Origin of the sequence: Brevibacillus sp. SIMBA_040 (genome assembly GCF_046535075.1) — a bacterium.
Classification (GTDB): Bacteria; Bacillota; Bacilli; order Brevibacillales; family Brevibacillaceae; genus Brevibacillus.
The window spans coordinates 1-15,358 of sequence record NZ_JAWRXI010000022.1; the positions used below are offsets into that span (position 1 = coordinate 1).

Below are 15,358 nucleotides of genomic sequence, written 5' to 3' on the forward strand. Positions count from 1 at the left end.
AGGTTGATAGGTTCGGTGTGGAAGCGTGGTAACACGTGGAGCTGACGAATACTAATCGGTCGAGGACTTATCCACACTCTTAGCAATCATGCAGATCCAGTTTTCAAGGAATGAGAATAAGCGAGAGTCAATCCTATGGATTGGCTCTTTTTTCTGAACGTATACGAATTCATAGGCGTGACGCTTATATATTCCGGAGCGCATGACAAGGTACCTCAGCGTCCGCTATTAGCATTACTTCGGTGAAACTTTCCGCTAAAACGCGGTCGCTCTCCTTGAGAATGCCTCGATAGAGGTTTTCACGGTTCAGGCGAAGGAATGAAGGAATACTTGATCGTTGCTTTTGGTGGAGAGAGGAAAGAGGAGAAAACGCTCTAGCTTCTTGGGATACTAGCTGGGAGTGTCCGAGCCCAGCTCCGAGGAAAAAACGAAACCGCGTCCAAAGTGGTTGTTTCGTGAAGCTTCTCAAAGGTGGACGCTTAAAGGCATGTTTCGTTTTTTCCCCGTAAGCGGACAGTGCCCCCTCCCCCGCTAGAGGCCCAAGTACCTGGAGCGTTTTCTCCTGTTTTCTCCCCACCACTGAAGGAATCGGGCATCAAATGATGGAATTTTGATTTAAATGCGTCCAAGGGGATTTGCTTGTGATGAAAACGAAAGAGAAAGCAAAAATAAAAACAAAAGCAGAGAAGCGCTATGAAGTAGACTTGTACGAGCCCATTCGAACCTATTTTGTCAAACAAGGCTACGAGGTTTTTGGGGAGGTCAAGCATTGTGACGTGGCAGCGATCAAAGAAGAGGAGCTCATAATCGTCGAGTGCAAGCTCAATCTGAGTGTGGAGCTACTCATCCAGGCAACGAAAAGACAGCGATTAACGGATCAGGTTTACGTAGCAATCCCGAAGCCCAAGTACAGCTTGTTCTCCAAAAAGTGGCATGATATTGCGCATATGATTCGGCGATTGGAGCTCGGTTTAATTCTTGTCTCCTTTACTAAAAACAAAGCAACCATGGAGGTAAAAATAACTCCAGGTCCATTTGATCGGCAAAAAAGTATGCGACAAAATCATCGAAGCAGGAATAAAATCATAGCTGAAATAAAGGGACGGTACGGGGATTACAATGTAGGAGGCAGCCATCAAACAAAGATCATGACAGCCTACAAGCAAAGCTGCATCCAGATTGCCAGCCTACTTCAACAAAATGGACCGATGTCACCGAAATTACTGCGGCAAATGGGAACCGGAGATAAAACGTTATCCATTCTAGCCAAAAACTATTATGGATGGTTTGAAAAGGTGAAACGAGGCGTATATGCAGTGACCGATGCAGGAAAAAACGAAATAGCAGCCTATCCAGAAATGGTTGAGCATTATGTGCAAATACAAAAGGAGGGGGAGCTTACGCGCTGACAGCAGCCGCAAGCCCCCCTTTTTGTATCGATTAGCCAAGCGCTATTTTTCCATACATGCAGTCGCCATTTGCCCAACCATCGCCCGCCCAGCCCTGATTTCGGGATGAAATTGGATCGTTGCGTTTTGACGCACATACTCGACTTGGCGAATTGCTTCCTGAAGCAGACTCTGGTCTGTCAGCGCTCCGTGCGTAGATGAGATGGATAGTCCCGCTACAGTTCCTTGAGCCATCGCCACCTTTGCGCTTTCAATTCCGGTGATGTTGCCCGCTACAAAAAGCCCGGGAAGCGGTGTTCTCATTCTTTCATCGTGAATCGGCACATGTCCGCCTAAAGAAGGCACATAAGCAAATGGACAACCCGCAATAGCAGCCAATTCAGCAAGTGGGCTTAAGCCTCCTGCGATACAGACAAAATCAGCAGGAATCAGCTCGTCGGTTCCGGCAATAGGCTGACCGTCTGGCGTAATTCGGGCGATTCGGACTCCTTCTACCTGCTCGTTGCCGACAATCTCCAGTGCGGCTGTACGGAGCTGGATCGGAATCCCCCACATGGAAAAGCCTTTGGACGGATACAAGGAAACGCCAAGACGCTGCATCCAGCTGCTATTCATGAGCTGACTCCCAAAGCGAATCAGCGGAGAGGGAGCCAAGTGGGCGACCCGCAAAAGAGAGCGCATAACGGCTTCAGGCTGCCCTGTATTTCCCGTAAGGACAGAGTGCGGAGGCAAAATCATTCGATCCACTATTATTCCTGCGAGCTGCAGCTCCCGGGCGATGGCAACAGATAAAATATTCACGCCGATGACGACTCCGCGCTGACCGACCCGTACGCGCTGGACATTTGTCATCACTTGTGCAGCCCCGATGGACATGCTCCCAGGCAGCGTCCAGCCAGGGACAGGAACAGCAGTCTCCGAAGCACCTGTGGCAATGAGGAGCAACGGGGTTGCTATCTCTTCTTCTGGAGTAGAAACCACCCAACCGTCTGCTGTGCGAGTCACATTGTAGACAGAAATACCGCAGCTTATCTCAACGCCGAATGACCTTGCCTCTTGATCTAGTCTTACTGCTTCGGCGATCCCATTCCACCAAGTACCATTCGGCTCTTGATGCAGCTGTCCTAGCAACCGGCCTCCTGATCGATAAAATTCATCTACCACCCGAACGGATAATCCAAGTCTTGCGCAAGCAATTGCTGCTGATAAGCCAGCAGGTCCTGCGCCAATGATGAGTACGTCAATCATGTCCTACGCCTCCTTTTTTCAGAGGGGTAGGCAAAACGATTCCAGCCGTTACTTCCATTCCGTTCTGGACCAAGGTCATACATGCACGCACGGTTGGAACACCGTTCACCGTTACACGGCACTCATAGCAATGACCAATGTTGCAGTAGATACCACGGGGAGTTCCCTTTTCTTCATGTACGCGCAGAGAACGGACACCCGAAGCCAACAGCGCAGCTGCAATTGTCTCTCCCTCATAAGCGGTATAGCTAGTTTCATTAAAAGTAAAATGCACCGAACTTCCCTGATGCAAGGACCCAAGGACGGGGTGGTTCAAAATGCGCTGGCTCATGACGATCTACCTCCGAGCGTCGTAAACGAGATGGGACGGACTGGTGGCTGATATCCAAGTGGTACAGTATGGGATGGCACTTGGCCAGTTGTTTGCTGGGTGATCAGATCAACCAATGTACGGCATGTACGTCCACCGCAGCAGCCCATTCCGGCGCGGGTTCTTAATTTTAATTCACGCGCCGTACATTGATAGGCTTGGGCGGTCTCCAGCAGGTCGGCTAGAGTTACTTCTTCACAGCGGCAGACAATTAACTGATGCGAGTCCATGTGGAAGCCCTCCTTTTTGTTTACGTACCATGAAAAATGCAAATGTCGTGCCAGCATCTCAAGCTGCTGCTTCGCCTCGAAAAGAATTGCAGCAGTTGGATGAGGCGAGTACGATTAATGGCATAGGTATTGCTAGATTTTCTTTTGGAGTATAAAAAGCAAGCGAAAGGAATGACGATGATGGAGAAAGTGAATCGCCTCCGCCAACAATTCACATCACTGGGAGTGGACGGCATACTGATTACGAATGCGCAAAACCGCCGTTATTTAAGCAATTTTACGGGTACATATGGCGTCTTGCTCATCTCCAGTGATCAAGCAAAGCTGTTGACTGATTTTCGTTACACCGTTCAAGCAGCTGCACAGGCAACAGATTTTGAGATCGTCCATTTGCCGACAAAGGAATCTGTTTATGCAGAGGTAGTTCGCCTTGCTGATGACATGGGGATCAAGACACTAGCCTTTGAGGAAGCGAATGTAACGTATGCTCTGCACCGCAGCTATACAAACGTAGCAAAGGAAAAAATCGAGCTCGTTCCTACATCAGGAGTAGTAGAAGGCTTGCGGATGATCAAGACTGCTGACGAGCTCGCCAAGATCCAGACCGCTGCTGAAATCGCAGACGCAGCGTTTACGCATATTACTTCGTTTTTGCGTCCAGGTATCAGCGAGCTGGATGTGTCTAATGAATTGGAAATATTCATGCGAAAGCAGGGGGCATCCGGCTCTGCCTTTGATATCATTATTGCTTCTGGTCATCGTTCTGCCCTGCCACATGGGGTAGCAAGCGATAAACTGATCGAGACCGGGGATATGGTAACGATGGATTACGGTGCTCTGTACCAAGGCTATCGTTCAGACATTACGCGCACCGTAGCAGTAGGAGAGCCTTCCGAGCAATTAAAAGCGATTTACGGTATCGTTTTGGAAGCGCGCAATCAGGCAGTAGCAGGGATTCGCCCCGGTATCAGTGGCAAAGAAGCAGATGCGTTTGCCAGAGTTTACATCACCCAGCAAGGCTTTGGAGAGCGATTCGGTCACGGAATGGGTCACGGAGTAGGCCTGGATATCCACGAAGAGCCGTTCATGTCCACAGGCTGCGAACTGATCATTCAAGAAGGCATGGTCTTGACGGTTGAGCCAGGGATTTACATTCCGGATGTAGGTGGTGTGCGCATCGAGGACGATATCGTCGTAACAGAAGAAGGGAATCGTGTACTGACTAGTGCAGTGCGCGACTTGATTATCCTGTAAAGCAAAATAGTTGAGAAGTCCTTGATCATGAAAGTGGTCAAGGGCTTTTTCTTTTTTAGGGTAAAGTATGCACTGTCTAATATTTGAAACACTTAAAACCATAATTGTCTAAAAAACGATACAAATAGCGGTATGAAATAGTATGATCCCTCCTTTTTCCATTTGGCACACCTCTTGCATTTTCAGTATTTTGTAAAAATTAAGTCATTTTAGAGAATGAGGGGTTGATCGTTTGAAACGAAATATTTTTGCCCTAATCAGCAGTGTAGCCGTTCTGGGAGCGGCGCTTGCAGGATGTGGGGGGCAGCCAGCAGCCAAACCAGCAGATCCGTCACAGCAAGGCCAAACGCAAGCACAGTCAGAGACACAGCCTACTCCAGCAGAAAAGCCAAAGGAACCACAAGTATTGCGCTGGAATCTTCACTCCGAGCCACCTTCAGGCGATCCGGGCTTGGCAGAAGACACAACCTCGGCGGCGATTACAAAGGCTGTTTTTGACGGTCTGACACGTATCGGACCATCTGGTAAGCCAGAGGAAGCTGTTGCCGAAAAAATCGACGTTTCCAGCGACTTGAAAACGTATACATTCACACTGCGAGATTCCAAGTGGAGCAATGGTGAACCAGTTACGGCCCATGATTTTGAATACGCATGGAAACGTGCACTCGACCCTAAGACAGCGTCCAACTACGCCTACCAGCTCTATTACATCAAAAATGCGGAAAAAGCCAATAAGAGTGAAGCAAAGCTGGACGATATCGGCGTAAAGGCAGTGGATGACAAGACATTAAAGGTAGAGCTTGAGAATCCCACTCCGTTTTTCTTGGAGTTGACGGCCTTCCAAACTTATTTCCCGGTAAATAAAAAGGTAGTTGAATCTACTCCAAATTGGGCAGGAGACGCCAAAACTCATCTGGGGAACGGACCGTACAAGATGGAAGTTTGGGAACATAAGAGCAAAATGGTTTTGGTGAAAAATGGGAATTACTGGGACAAGGATAATGTCAAGCTAGACAAAATCGAGTTCTCAATGGTAGAGGACGAGAACACAGAGCTGTCCATGTTTGAAAATGGAGAGATCGATTGGGCAGGATCTCCGATGAGCTCTTTGCCTACGGACGCTATGCCTGCCTTAAAAGACAGTGGAAAGCTGCAAGTAAAGCCAGTTGGTGCGACGTATTGGTATAAATTCAACACAGAGAAACCCCCGTTCAATAATGTGAAAATACGTAAAGCGTTTGCCTACTCGATCAATCGCCAAATCCTGATCGATAACGTACTTCAAGCAAATCAACAGCCTGCTATGGCAGCTGTTCCCCCCACGATGGCACTCAATCCGGATGGCTACTTCAAAGACAATGACCAAGAAACGGCTAAAAAGATGCTGGAAGAAGGCATGAGCGAGCTGGGGATTACCAAGCTTCCAGCAGTGACACTTGTGTATAACACTTCCGAAGGACATAAAAAAATCGCTGAGGCAATCCAGGATCAATGGCGCAAAAACCTGGGCGTAGAAGTGAAGCTGGAAAATCAGGAATGGAAGGTATACCTCGAAACTATGCACGAAGGCAACTATCAGGTAGGCCGTCTGGGCTGGTCCGGTGACTTCAACGATCCGATCAACTTCCTGGAGCTGTTCAAAGAGAAAAACGGAGGAAACAACGATACGCGCTGGGAGAATCCGAAGTTCAAGGAGCTGTTGAATCAGTCAGCTACAGAGGGTGATCCAGAGAAGCGGAAGGCAATCCTGCGTGAAGCCGAACAAATCATGATGGACGAGATGCCAATCATGCCAATCTATTTCTACACGCATACATGGGTGAAAAATGACAAGGTAAAAGGAGTCTTCCAGGACGGTTTGGGTGCGATCGACTGGAAATGGGCATCGATTGAATAATAGGCGAACGGGGGAAGGGCTATGAAAAAATGGGGAAGTGCGATTGTTGCAACGATGTTAACACTCTCACTGGCTGTAGCGGGATGTGCAAATCAAGGACAGTCTCCAGGCTCCGCTGGCGGAGATGAGATTCTGGTCGGGGTGCTCCTGCCAGTAACGGGGAACAATGCGACCGATGGAAAAGATATGCAAAATGCGATTGAGATGGCTGTCAAAAAAGTGAATGATGCTGGCGGTGTTCTCGGTAAAAAACTGAAGATTGAAGTGGCGGATGACGGCTGCGATCCACAAATGGCCACAACTGCTGCCAACAAGCTGGTTTCCCAAAACGTAGTTGCCGTAGTCGGTGGCTACTGCTCCGGAGCTACACTGCCCTCATCTGGTGTCTTTAAAAATGCCAATATCCCGATGATTGTCCCTGCAGCGAATTCAGCCAAATTGCCTGCCCAAGGCTATGACACCCTGTTTTTAATTAATGGACTGACCCCTGACCAGGCACAGACGGCGGCTGACTACATGGCAGCGAATCAGGCGAAAAAGGTAGCTCTTGTTCACGACAATTCTGCCTATGCCAAAGACCTTGCTGATTTTGCCAAGGCAGCGGTCGAGAAATCAGGAGGAACGGTCGTCGCCTATGAAGCCATTAACCCCGAGGAAAAAGATTTCAGTGCATTGGTCACCAAGCTCAAAGGTATTGGACCCGATGCGACTTATTTCACCGGCTATTATGCGGCAGGAGGTCTAATGGTCAAGCAGTTCAAGCAAAAAGGCGTCTCTGGTCTCTTCTTCGTAGGCGATGGTTCCTTTAGCGAGGATGTCATTAAAATCGCGGGCGCAGAGAACGCAGAAGGGCTGCTGATTACGGCTACTCCGACCGCTGAGTTTATCGAGGGCGCCGAAGCCTTCACCACGGAGTACAAAGCGACTTACAACAATCTGGCTCCAGGACCGTTTTCTGCGCTCAGCTACAATGCTGTCAACCTGCTGGCGGATGCGATAAAGAGAGCGAATTCTACAGACCGCGATGCGATCAAGAAAGCGATCAAAGAGACGAAAGCCTTCAAAGCATTGGGCCAAACCATTTCCTTTAATGCACAAAACACCTTGGACACCTCCAACTTTGCCGTATTAAAAGTGGCGGGTGGCAAGTTTACGCTGGCGAAGTAGCAGCGGAGCGCTTTGTCCATGAAACGAGGAAAGAGGTGGATGCATGGATATATTGGTCCAGACCCTTGCTGACGGGTTGGTGATCGGTGCTTTTTACAGCTTGATTGCCTTGGGGTACACGATGGTTTTTGGGATTATCAAGCTGCTTAATTTTGCACACGGTGATTTATACATGCTCGGTGCATTTGTCGGATATACGCTGCTTAGTGTTGTGAGCAGAAATGGTTCAGGTGCTGGCTTGATGGGAATTGTTGTTGTGCTGTTTCTAACGATGGTGATTGTGGGTGCGATCGGAATGGGGATCGAGCGGGTGGCTTATCGGCCACTTCTGCTCGCCCCGCGCCTATCCATCCTGATTACCGCGATAGGTGTATCCCTTTTTCTGGAAAATGGCTCCATGCTGTTTTGGGGAGCGCAATATCAGGTGTATCCGCTCCAGCTATCTCATGATGGGTGGGAGGTACTCGGAGCGCACATTACGTATACACAAATCGGACTGGTTATCATCTCTGCCCTGTTGATGCTGGGCTTGCACCTGTTCATTAGTCGAACGCTCTACGGGAAAGCGATGAGAGCAATCGCACACGATCAGACAGCGTGCCATTTAATGGGCATCAACGTACACAAGGTGATCGCCCTGACCTTTTTTATCGGGGCCTCGCTGGCAGCGGGAGCCGGGACAATGGCAGGCGCGTATTACGGAACGGTCAATTTTATGATGGGCTTTATTATCGGGCTCAAAGCGTTTACGGCTGCCGTCCTTGGAGGTATCGGCAGTATACCTGGCGCGATGCTGGGTGGCCTGTTGCTTGGCATGATGGAGACGGCAGGAACATTCCTTTTTGGTGGCTCGTGGAAGGATGTTGTTGCCTTTTCCCTCCTGATTTTGATCCTGGTGCTGAAGCCAACGGGCATCATGGGCGAAAAAGTAACGGAGAGGATGTAGCGGATGAACCCACTCGGAAAAAAGCTCTCCATCGTCCTGTTGCTCATCGTCGCTTGTGTATTACCGTTTTTATCCAATAATTATTGGCTGGATGTAGCGACACTTGCTTTGTTTTATATCGTCCTGGCTCAAGGCTTGAATGTGGTCGTCGGCTTCGCTGGACTACTCGATTTGGGCTATGCCGCTTTTTTTGCGGTCGGAGCGTATACGACAGGTATTTTGATGACCGTATATCAATGGTCGTTCTGGCTGACGCTTCCCGTCTCAATGACGATCGCGGCAGTGGTTGGCGTCATTATCGGAGCACCGACGCTTCGCCTGCGTAGTGATTATTTGGCGATTGTGACATTGGGCTTTGGTGAAATTATCCGCATTTTGGCGATCAATCTCGATATCACGGGCTCTGCCTCGGGCATTTACGGGATTCCTCGCCCTTCTATCGGCAGCTATATGCTGGCAGGTCAAATGGACTTTTACTATCTGATCCTGATCATTGCCATTCTGGCTGTTCTTGCGGTGAAGCGGCTCGGTTCCTCTCGCATCGGCAGAGCCTGGATGTACATTCGCGAGGACGAGGATGCAGCAGAGGCGATGGGAATCAATCGGATCAAGATGAAGCTGCTGGCCTATTCGATCGGTGCCGTCATCGGTAGCTTGGGAGGCTCCGTATTTGCTGTAAAAATGAGTGCGATTGCCCCGCTCAGCTTTAGCTTCACCCAATCGATTATGATCTTGCTCGCGGTTGTACTCGGTGGCTTGGGTAGCATCCCGGGTGTGGTACTCGGGGCGGTACTGGTCATCGCGCTGCCGGAGCTGCTGAGGTCAGTAGAAGACTGGCGCTATCTGATTTTTGGTGTGGCTTTGGTAGCGATGATGCTCTTTCGTCCACAAGGCTTGTGGCCTGCACGCTACGAGACGGGTAAGGATTCGGCGCATGAAGCTGATACGGTGAGGACAGAAGGGAGTGACAGAGATGTCCAGCTTGACAGTGAAAAATGTAACGCTTAAATTTGGCGGGCTCACGGCTGTCCATGATCTGTCCTTCGAAATTCCTGCTGGCTCGATTACGAGCATCATCGGACCGAATGGAGCAGGGAAAACGTCCGTTTTTAACATGATTACCGGATTTTATCGCCCAACAGCGGGTCAAATCATGCTCGGTAATGAAAATCTTGTCGGGAAAAAGCCAAGCCAAATCACGCAGCGAGGCTTGGCACGCACCTTTCAAAACCTGCGCCTGTTTCCCAATTTGACCGTGCTGGACAATGTGAAGTCAGGCATGCACAGCCGGACGAATCAGACAGTCTGGGGAGCTCTGTGGCGCACACCTGCACAGAAAAAGGAAGAGAAGCTCATAGAAGAAGTGGCGCGTGATTGCCTAGATTTTGTCGGAATGGATACTTTTCGTTACCGCATCGCCAAAAACTTGCCGTACGGTGCGCAGCGATATCTGGAAATCGCGAGGGCATTGGCAACAAAACCACGTGTTCTGCTTCTGGATGAGCCGGCAGCAGGGTTGAACTATGAGGAAAAAGAGAAGCTGATTGAATTAATTAAGCGTATCCGCCAGCAGTACGAGCTGACGGTTCTCATTATTGAGCATGATATGGGCTTGATTCATAAAATCTCTGAAAATGTGATTGTCCTCGATTATGGTCAAAAAATTGCCGAGGGAGCTCCTGCCGAAGTCCTGAATCATCCTCGCGTTGTAGAGGCCTATCTGGGAAAGGAGGAGGAGGCGATGTGAGTACGCTTTTGATGATCGACAACGTTCATTCGTTCTATGGAAAAATCGAAGCGTTGAAAGGAATCAGCCTGGAAGTGAGGCAAGGGGAGATCGTGGCCCTTTTAGGGAGCAATGGAGCAGGGAAGAGTACGACACTCAAAACGATTTCCGGGCTTGTCCGTCCAGGCAAAGGTGATATTTTACTGAACGGAACAAGCATCGTCGGCATGCCCCCTCACCAGATCGTTGAGGAAGGAATCATTCATGTCCCAGAAGGACGACGTATTTTCGCGGGCTTGACTGTTCGTGAAAATCTGGAGCTGGGCGGATTTACGCAAAAGAAAAAGAAGGATGTGATTGCGGCCGGGATTGAACAAGCATTTTCCTTGTTTCCACGCTTGAAGGAGCGGAGCACACAACTGGGAGGTACACTCAGTGGCGGGGAGCAGCAGATGCTGGCGATTTGCCGGGGCTTGATGGCACACCCTAAATTGCTGATGCTCGATGAGCCATCCATGGGACTCGCTCCAATTATTGTGCAGGAGATTATGCACATCATCAGAGAAATTAACAAGCAAGGCACGACGATCCTTTTGATCGAGCAAAATGCCAAGGCAGCACTTCGGCTTGCGCACCGCGGCTACGTCCTCGAAACTGGGCGAATCGTCATGGAAAACACGGCAGAGGTACTGCGCGGGGACGAATCCATCGTCAAGGCTTATCTCGGAGCGTAAGAGACAAGAAGGCTGCTGTCAAACGACAAAGGAGGAATCAACCATGGAATTGGTCCGTATTTTGTCTGAGGTCCTACCCCCGAAAAGCGGATGTGATTACCGCTTTGTACGTCGTCGCCTTCTCTTGTTTTTCTCTCGGAAAGAAAGGAAACCGTGTCCCTAGCCGAGCTGTCAGGCTGTCGAGAAATAATCGACAGCCCTTATTTTCCCCTGTACGAGGTTTGTGTGCTTACTTGTTTAATTTGTTGTACAGCGTAGCACGGGATATGCCCAATCGCTTGGCGGCCGCCTGCTTGTTGCCGTTTTCCAGCTCAATGGCCCGCAAAATGACGCGGCGCTCATGTGCCTCCAGCTCTTCTTGCAAGGAAATCAGGTCATTCGGCAATTCGATCGGAGACGCTTTGGGCTGCCCTTGCAGCGAATACGGCAGGTCCTCTTCTTTCATAACTCCATCTGTTGCAAATACGACCAGTCTTTCTATCGCATTTCGCAGCTCGCGAATGTTGCCCGGCCAGTCATACTGGAGCAGGTTTTGCATGACGTTTTGTGAGATCGCATGGACAGGTCGGTTGTAGCGGAGCGAAAATTCATAAAGAAAAAAGTGCGCCAGCTCAATCGTATCCTCAATGCGCTGGCGAAGCGGAGGAATCTTTAGCGTCACGACATTGAGACGGTAGAACAGATCCTCGCGAAATTTCCCTTCCTTCACCAAGTCCTCCAGACTTTTATTGGTCGCAGCCACGACTCGAAAGTCAGCCTCAATCTGCTTGGTTCCACCTACCGGATAATACTTTTTCTCCTGTAAAACGCGAAGGAGCTTCACTTGCATATCGAGCGGCATTTCGCCGACTTCATCCAGAAAGAGTGTGCCTCCACGTGCCAGCTCGATCATTCCTTTTTTCCCTTTTTGATCGGCCCCGGAGAAGGCTCCCTTTTCATAACCAAACAGTTCACTCTCAAACAAGGTCGGCGAGATCGCGCCACAGTTGATGGCGACGAATGGCGCATTGGCACCCTCACGAACATCATGCACGGCTTTGGCAAACAGCTCCTTGCCGACACCGCTTTCGCCCAGGATAAGTACTGTAGCCTCGGTGGCATTCAGCTTTTGGATCATCGATTTGATTTGCCGGATGGCGAGACTGGTTCCCTTGATTTGCTGAAAAGGATCGGCAGACGGACTCAGCTTGGCCATTTCCTGCTGCAAATGATTGACCTTTTTGTTGGCGTTGAGCAGCTCCTGATTGAGTCTGACCTGACTGGTGATGTCTGTTTCGGCGGCGACAGCGCCAATGATTTTGTCATGCAGGAAAATGGGATTGGTATTAATCAAAACGACGAGATCCTCTCTCGGCTGATGCTGATGGCGATAGAGGGAATGTCCACTTTTCAAGGATTGGATCGTTTCGAGCATCTCCAGAGGGAAGAAATCGGTGATCGGCTTGCCGATGACGTCTTTTTGCTTCAAGGAAAAAATGCTTTCGGCTCCTTCTGTCCAGACCATGACGCGGGCCTGCTCATCAATGACGGAAATGGAGGCATCCATCGTCTTGATCATTGTCTCAAAATACGCTTCAAGAACCTCGTAGGAGTCAAAAACGGCTTGCAGGACGCGGGAACGCTCGAGATAACCGACAGGCTCTGGCGCCTCTTTTGCGATCAGGAGATAGGGATAATCATCAAGTAAGGAGATGACTTGGGAGAGAGGCAGATCAGCATGGATCACAGTGGTTCTTTCCCAGGGAGGGAGTGCGAGATCAACTTTTTTGTCTACAGATAAATACGAGGATCGGGTGACATGCCAGCCATCTGCTTCTTCGAGAAATACAGGAATGTCGGCTTCCGTGTGAACAAAAAAATGCTCGTGATAGCGGGAAATCAGCATGTTCGTCTGTATGAAATCAGTTAAAGCAGGCAGTTTGTGTTTCAACCCAACCATCCCTTTTTAAGAATGTATAAAAAAGTAAACACTTTCTCATTAATTATACACTGGTGATCAGAGTTGTAAAATATTTTAGACAATTCGCCTGGGAGAAAGCAAAAATTTGGTTGGCATATGGCTTGCAATAAAAGAAAAGCGTGAAGACCCACACTATGTTTTTGAGGAGAATCAACCATGACTGTACAAACCCAAACCCATGCCGAGGTAGCTGTGATTGGTGGAGGGATTATCGGTGGAGCGATCGCCTACTACGCTGCAAAGGCAGGTCTCGATGTGGTGGTGCTGGAAAAGGGCGAGCTGGCATCGGGTACATCCTCGCGCTGTGACGGCAACATTTTGGCGATCGACAAGGACCCGGGCTTCGACAGTCAGATGTCGCTGAAAAGTCAGATGCTTGTTGATGAGCTGAGTCGTGAATTGGATCACTCGTTTGAGTATCGAGCGCCCGGCAGTATTCTCGTCTGTGAATCGGAAGCGGAGATGGAGGCTGCCAATAAATGGGTGAGACGGCAAAAGGAAGCAGGGCTGCCATTTCGGATGCTGGATCGCTCTGATATAAGGCAGGAGTCGCCTTATTTTGCCGACGACCTTCTCGGGGGATTGGAATGCGCTACTGACTCTACAGTAAATCCGTACATGCTGACGTTTGCCCTGTTTGAGGGGGCGAAAAAGCATGGCGCACGGATCATGCAGCGTTCCGAGGTAAAAGCGGTCACGCGAGATCAGGCATCAGGCATTTTTCAGGTGGAGACGGGAGCCGGGAGAGTGACTGCCAAGCAGGTGGTGAACGCTGCAGGCGTCTGGGCACCGTACATCGGTCAGATGGTCGGACTGGATATTCCGATCCTACCGCGAAAAGGTCATCTGATCGTCGCTTCCAGACAGATGCCTGTCGGGATACGCAAGGTGATGGAGTTTGGTTATTTGATATCCAAATTCGGAGGTCAGCGCCAGGTTGATGAGGAGACGGAAAAGTACGGTGTGGCGTTGGTGTTTGAACCGACAGAGAGCCAAAATTTTCTCATCGGCTCCAGTCGGCAGTTCGTTGGCTTCGATACACGAGTGGATCTGAATGTCGTACGGTGCATGGCCCGCAGAGCACTGCGCTTTTATCCGAAGATTGCGGACTTTGCCATCATTCGCACTTATTGCGGACTAAGACCATGGACAGAGGATCATCTGCCGATTATTTCTCGTGTAGAGGAGATTCCGGGCTATTTTATTGCGGCGGGGCATGAGGGAGATGGAATTAGCCTGGCAGCTATTACAGGCAAAGTGATGGCGGAAATGCTGACGGAAGCAAGTGAAACTATTATCCCACTCTCGCCACTCAGACATGACCGCTTTACGAAAAAAGGGGTGTTGCATCCATGAAAGCAAGCAGGGTGTTTTCTACGGTCGATACACATACCGGAGGGAATCCCACCCGCACGGTGATTAGCGGTTTACCCAAGCTGGAAGGGGCGACGATGGCAGAAAAGATGCTCCATATGAAAGCGGAGTACGACTGGATTCGCACGCTCCTCATGTACGAACCGCGCGGACACGATGTCATGTCAGGTGCTCTGATCGTGGAGCCGTGCCATCCGGATGCAGACGTAGGTGTCATCTACATTGAAACAGGCGGTTATTTGCCAATGTGTGGGCACGATACGATCGGTCTGTGTACGGCACTGATCGAGACGGGACTGGTTCCTGTGATAGAGCCTGTGACGAAGCTGAAGCTCGATACGCCAGCAGGGCTGGTAGAGGTCGAGGTACAGGTAGAAGCTGGCAAGGCAGGCGAGGTATCGTTTACCAACATCCCGGCATTTCTTTACAAGCAGGATGTAAGTGTAGAGGTGGAGGGCTTGGGGCGAGTCACCTGCGATATCGCCTACGGAGGTAATTTTTACGCCATTACGGATGCATGCAAGCTGGGACTGGAGCTAATCCCGTCCAATGCTTCTGCGATCATTGATACGGCTGTTCGCATCCGCAAGGCAATCAATCAAGAAGTAGAGGTCGTTCACCCGGAAAAGCCGTTCATTCGTGGGCTGACCCATGTGGAGTTTTATACGGCTCCCAATCATGCAGATGCTCATGTGAAAAATACAGTCGTCGTCCCTCCTGGGGGTATCGATCGTTCGCCATGTGGAACCGGAACCTCTGCCAAGCTTGCGACCCTGTATGCAAAAGGAGAAATCGGCTTGAATGAACCGTTTGTTCACGAGAGCATCGTCGGCTCACTCTTTACAGGAAAGGTGCTGGAGGAGACTAAAGAAGGCGGCTTGACTGCTGTGGTGACGCGGATTGCTGGCTCTGCGTGGCTTATGGGCAAGCATACGATTATTTACAATCCCGAAGACGAGCTGGCAAATGGCTTCCTGCTCATCCCGGAGGCAACCGATCATTAAGATTTATCCCAAAATAGGAAGAGAACGAGAGGAGAAAGA

The 15,358-nt window shown here is 49.9% G+C and carries 14 protein-coding genes; 10 read left to right on the top strand and 4 right to left on the bottom strand.

Annotation, left to right across the window (positions count from 1 at the left end):
- Positions 1 to 644: 644 nt before the first annotated feature.
- The gene (locus tag SB752_RS27005; RefSeq protein WP_410718556.1) at positions 645 to 1,409 is read left to right on the top strand and encodes a DUF2161 domain-containing phosphodiesterase; all 765 of its coding nucleotides are present in this window, start codon (positions 645 to 647) and stop codon (positions 1,407 to 1,409) included.
- A 42-nt stretch (positions 1,410 to 1,451) separates the two neighbouring features.
- On the opposite strand, the gene SB752_RS27010 is transcribed toward SB752_RS27005, so the two are convergent.
- Genes SB752_RS27010 through SB752_RS27020 form a run of 3 tightly spaced genes read right to left on the bottom strand, consistent with a single transcriptional unit; the run spans position 1,452 to position 3,257 of the window.
- Complete coding sequence (locus tag SB752_RS27010) at positions 1,452 to 2,657, bottom strand: NAD(P)/FAD-dependent oxidoreductase (RefSeq protein ID WP_410718557.1); 1,206 nt, start codon at positions 2,655 to 2,657, stop codon at positions 1,452 to 1,454.
- A complete protein-coding gene (locus SB752_RS27015; protein WP_410718558.1) occupies positions 2,650 to 2,988 on the bottom strand; it encodes a (2Fe-2S)-binding protein in 339 nt (112 codons plus the stop codon). Before SB752_RS27015 ends, SB752_RS27010 begins: the two co-directional genes overlap by 8 nt.
- A complete protein-coding gene (locus SB752_RS27020) occupies positions 2,985 to 3,257 on the bottom strand; it encodes a (2Fe-2S)-binding protein (RefSeq protein WP_410718559.1) in 273 nt (90 codons plus the stop codon). Before SB752_RS27020 ends, SB752_RS27015 begins: the two co-directional genes overlap by 4 nt.
- A 180-nt stretch (positions 3,258 to 3,437) precedes the next feature.
- Between SB752_RS27020 and SB752_RS27025 the strand changes: the two genes are divergently transcribed.
- From SB752_RS27025 to SB752_RS27055, 7 genes are all read left to right on the top strand, one after another.
- Positions 3,438 to 4,511 carry a M24 family metallopeptidase gene (locus SB752_RS27025; protein ID WP_410718643.1) on the top strand — a complete coding sequence of 358 codons (1,074 nt, stop codon included), beginning with the start codon at positions 3,438 to 3,440 and terminating at the stop codon, positions 4,509 to 4,511.
- Positions 4,512 to 4,743: 232 nt separating this feature from the next.
- The gene (locus tag SB752_RS27030) at positions 4,744 to 6,408 is read left to right on the top strand and encodes a peptide ABC transporter substrate-binding protein (RefSeq protein ID WP_410718560.1); all 1,665 of its coding nucleotides are present in this window, start codon (positions 4,744 to 4,746) and stop codon (positions 6,406 to 6,408) included.
- Positions 6,409 to 6,429: 21 nt separating this feature from the next.
- Positions 6,430 to 7,575 carry a branched-chain amino acid ABC transporter substrate-binding protein gene (locus tag SB752_RS27035; protein WP_410718561.1) on the top strand — a complete coding sequence of 382 codons (1,146 nt, stop codon included), beginning with the start codon at positions 6,430 to 6,432 and terminating at the stop codon, positions 7,573 to 7,575.
- Between the two features lie 43 nt (positions 7,576 to 7,618).
- Complete coding sequence (locus SB752_RS27040; protein ID WP_410718562.1) at positions 7,619 to 8,521, top strand: branched-chain amino acid ABC transporter permease; 903 nt, start codon at positions 7,619 to 7,621, stop codon at positions 8,519 to 8,521.
- A gap of 3 nt (positions 8,522 to 8,524) precedes the next feature.
- Positions 8,525 to 9,529, top strand: coding sequence for a branched-chain amino acid ABC transporter permease (locus SB752_RS27045; RefSeq protein ID WP_410718563.1), 1,005 nt, complete (start codon positions 8,525 to 8,527; stop codon positions 9,527 to 9,529).
- Complete coding sequence (locus SB752_RS27050; RefSeq protein WP_410718564.1) at positions 9,495 to 10,268, top strand: ABC transporter ATP-binding protein; 774 nt, start codon at positions 9,495 to 9,497, stop codon at positions 10,266 to 10,268. The genes SB752_RS27045 and SB752_RS27050 overlap by 35 nt, the downstream gene beginning before the upstream one ends.
- The gene (locus SB752_RS27055) at positions 10,265 to 10,981 is read left to right on the top strand and encodes an ABC transporter ATP-binding protein (protein WP_410718565.1); all 717 of its coding nucleotides are present in this window, start codon (positions 10,265 to 10,267) and stop codon (positions 10,979 to 10,981) included. The genes SB752_RS27050 and SB752_RS27055 overlap by 4 nt, the downstream gene beginning before the upstream one ends.
- A 229-nt stretch (positions 10,982 to 11,210) precedes the next feature.
- Here SB752_RS27055 and SB752_RS27060 read toward each other — a convergent pair whose 3' ends face one another.
- Positions 11,211 to 12,920 (bottom strand): sigma-54 interaction domain-containing protein, encoded by a 1,710-nt coding sequence (locus SB752_RS27060; RefSeq protein WP_410718566.1) that lies wholly within the window; start codon positions 12,918 to 12,920, stop codon positions 11,211 to 11,213.
- 177 nt (positions 12,921 to 13,097) lie between these two features.
- On the opposite strand from SB752_RS27060, the gene SB752_RS27065 reads away from it, so the two are divergent.
- Complete coding sequence (locus SB752_RS27065) at positions 13,098 to 14,297, top strand: NAD(P)/FAD-dependent oxidoreductase (protein ID WP_410718567.1); 1,200 nt, start codon at positions 13,098 to 13,100, stop codon at positions 14,295 to 14,297.
- On the top strand, positions 14,294 to 15,319 hold the full coding sequence (locus tag SB752_RS27070; protein WP_410718568.1) for a 4-hydroxyproline epimerase: 1,026 nt from the start codon (positions 14,294 to 14,296) through the stop codon (positions 15,317 to 15,319). Before SB752_RS27065 ends, SB752_RS27070 begins: the two co-directional genes overlap by 4 nt.
- The last annotated feature ends 39 nt before the right edge of the window (positions 15,320 to 15,358 follow it).

Coding starts and splice junctions, on each gene's coding strand:
- SB752_RS27060 (WP_410718566.1), bottom strand. CDS start 12,920: ATGGTTGGGTTGAAACACAAACTGCCTGCTTTAACTGATTTCATACAG.
- SB752_RS27045 (WP_410718563.1), top strand. CDS start 8,525: ATGAACCCACTCGGAAAAAAGCTCTCCATCGTCCTGTTGCTCATCGTC.
- SB752_RS27035 (WP_410718561.1), top strand. CDS start 6,430: ATGAAAAAATGGGGAAGTGCGATTGTTGCAACGATGTTAACACTCTCA.
- SB752_RS27010 (WP_410718557.1), bottom strand. CDS start 2,657: ATGATTGACGTACTCATCATTGGCGCAGGACCTGCTGGCTTATCAGCA.
- SB752_RS27065 (WP_410718567.1), top strand. CDS start 13,098: ATGACTGTACAAACCCAAACCCATGCCGAGGTAGCTGTGATTGGTGGA.
- SB752_RS27015 (WP_410718558.1), bottom strand. CDS start 2,988: ATGAGCCAGCGCATTTTGAACCACCCCGTCCTTGGGTCCTTGCATCAG.
- SB752_RS27050 (WP_410718564.1), top strand. CDS start 9,495: ATGTCCAGCTTGACAGTGAAAAATGTAACGCTTAAATTTGGCGGGCTC.
- SB752_RS27040 (WP_410718562.1), top strand. CDS start 7,619: ATGGATATATTGGTCCAGACCCTTGCTGACGGGTTGGTGATCGGTGCT.
- SB752_RS27070 (WP_410718568.1), top strand. CDS start 14,294: ATGAAAGCAAGCAGGGTGTTTTCTACGGTCGATACACATACCGGAGGG.
- SB752_RS27025 (WP_410718643.1), top strand. CDS start 3,438: ATGGAGAAAGTGAATCGCCTCCGCCAACAATTCACATCACTGGGAGTG.
- SB752_RS27020 (WP_410718559.1), bottom strand. CDS start 3,257: ATGGACTCGCATCAGTTAATTGTCTGCCGCTGTGAAGAAGTAACTCTA.
- SB752_RS27005 (WP_410718556.1), top strand. CDS start 645: ATGAAAACGAAAGAGAAAGCAAAAATAAAAACAAAAGCAGAGAAGCGC.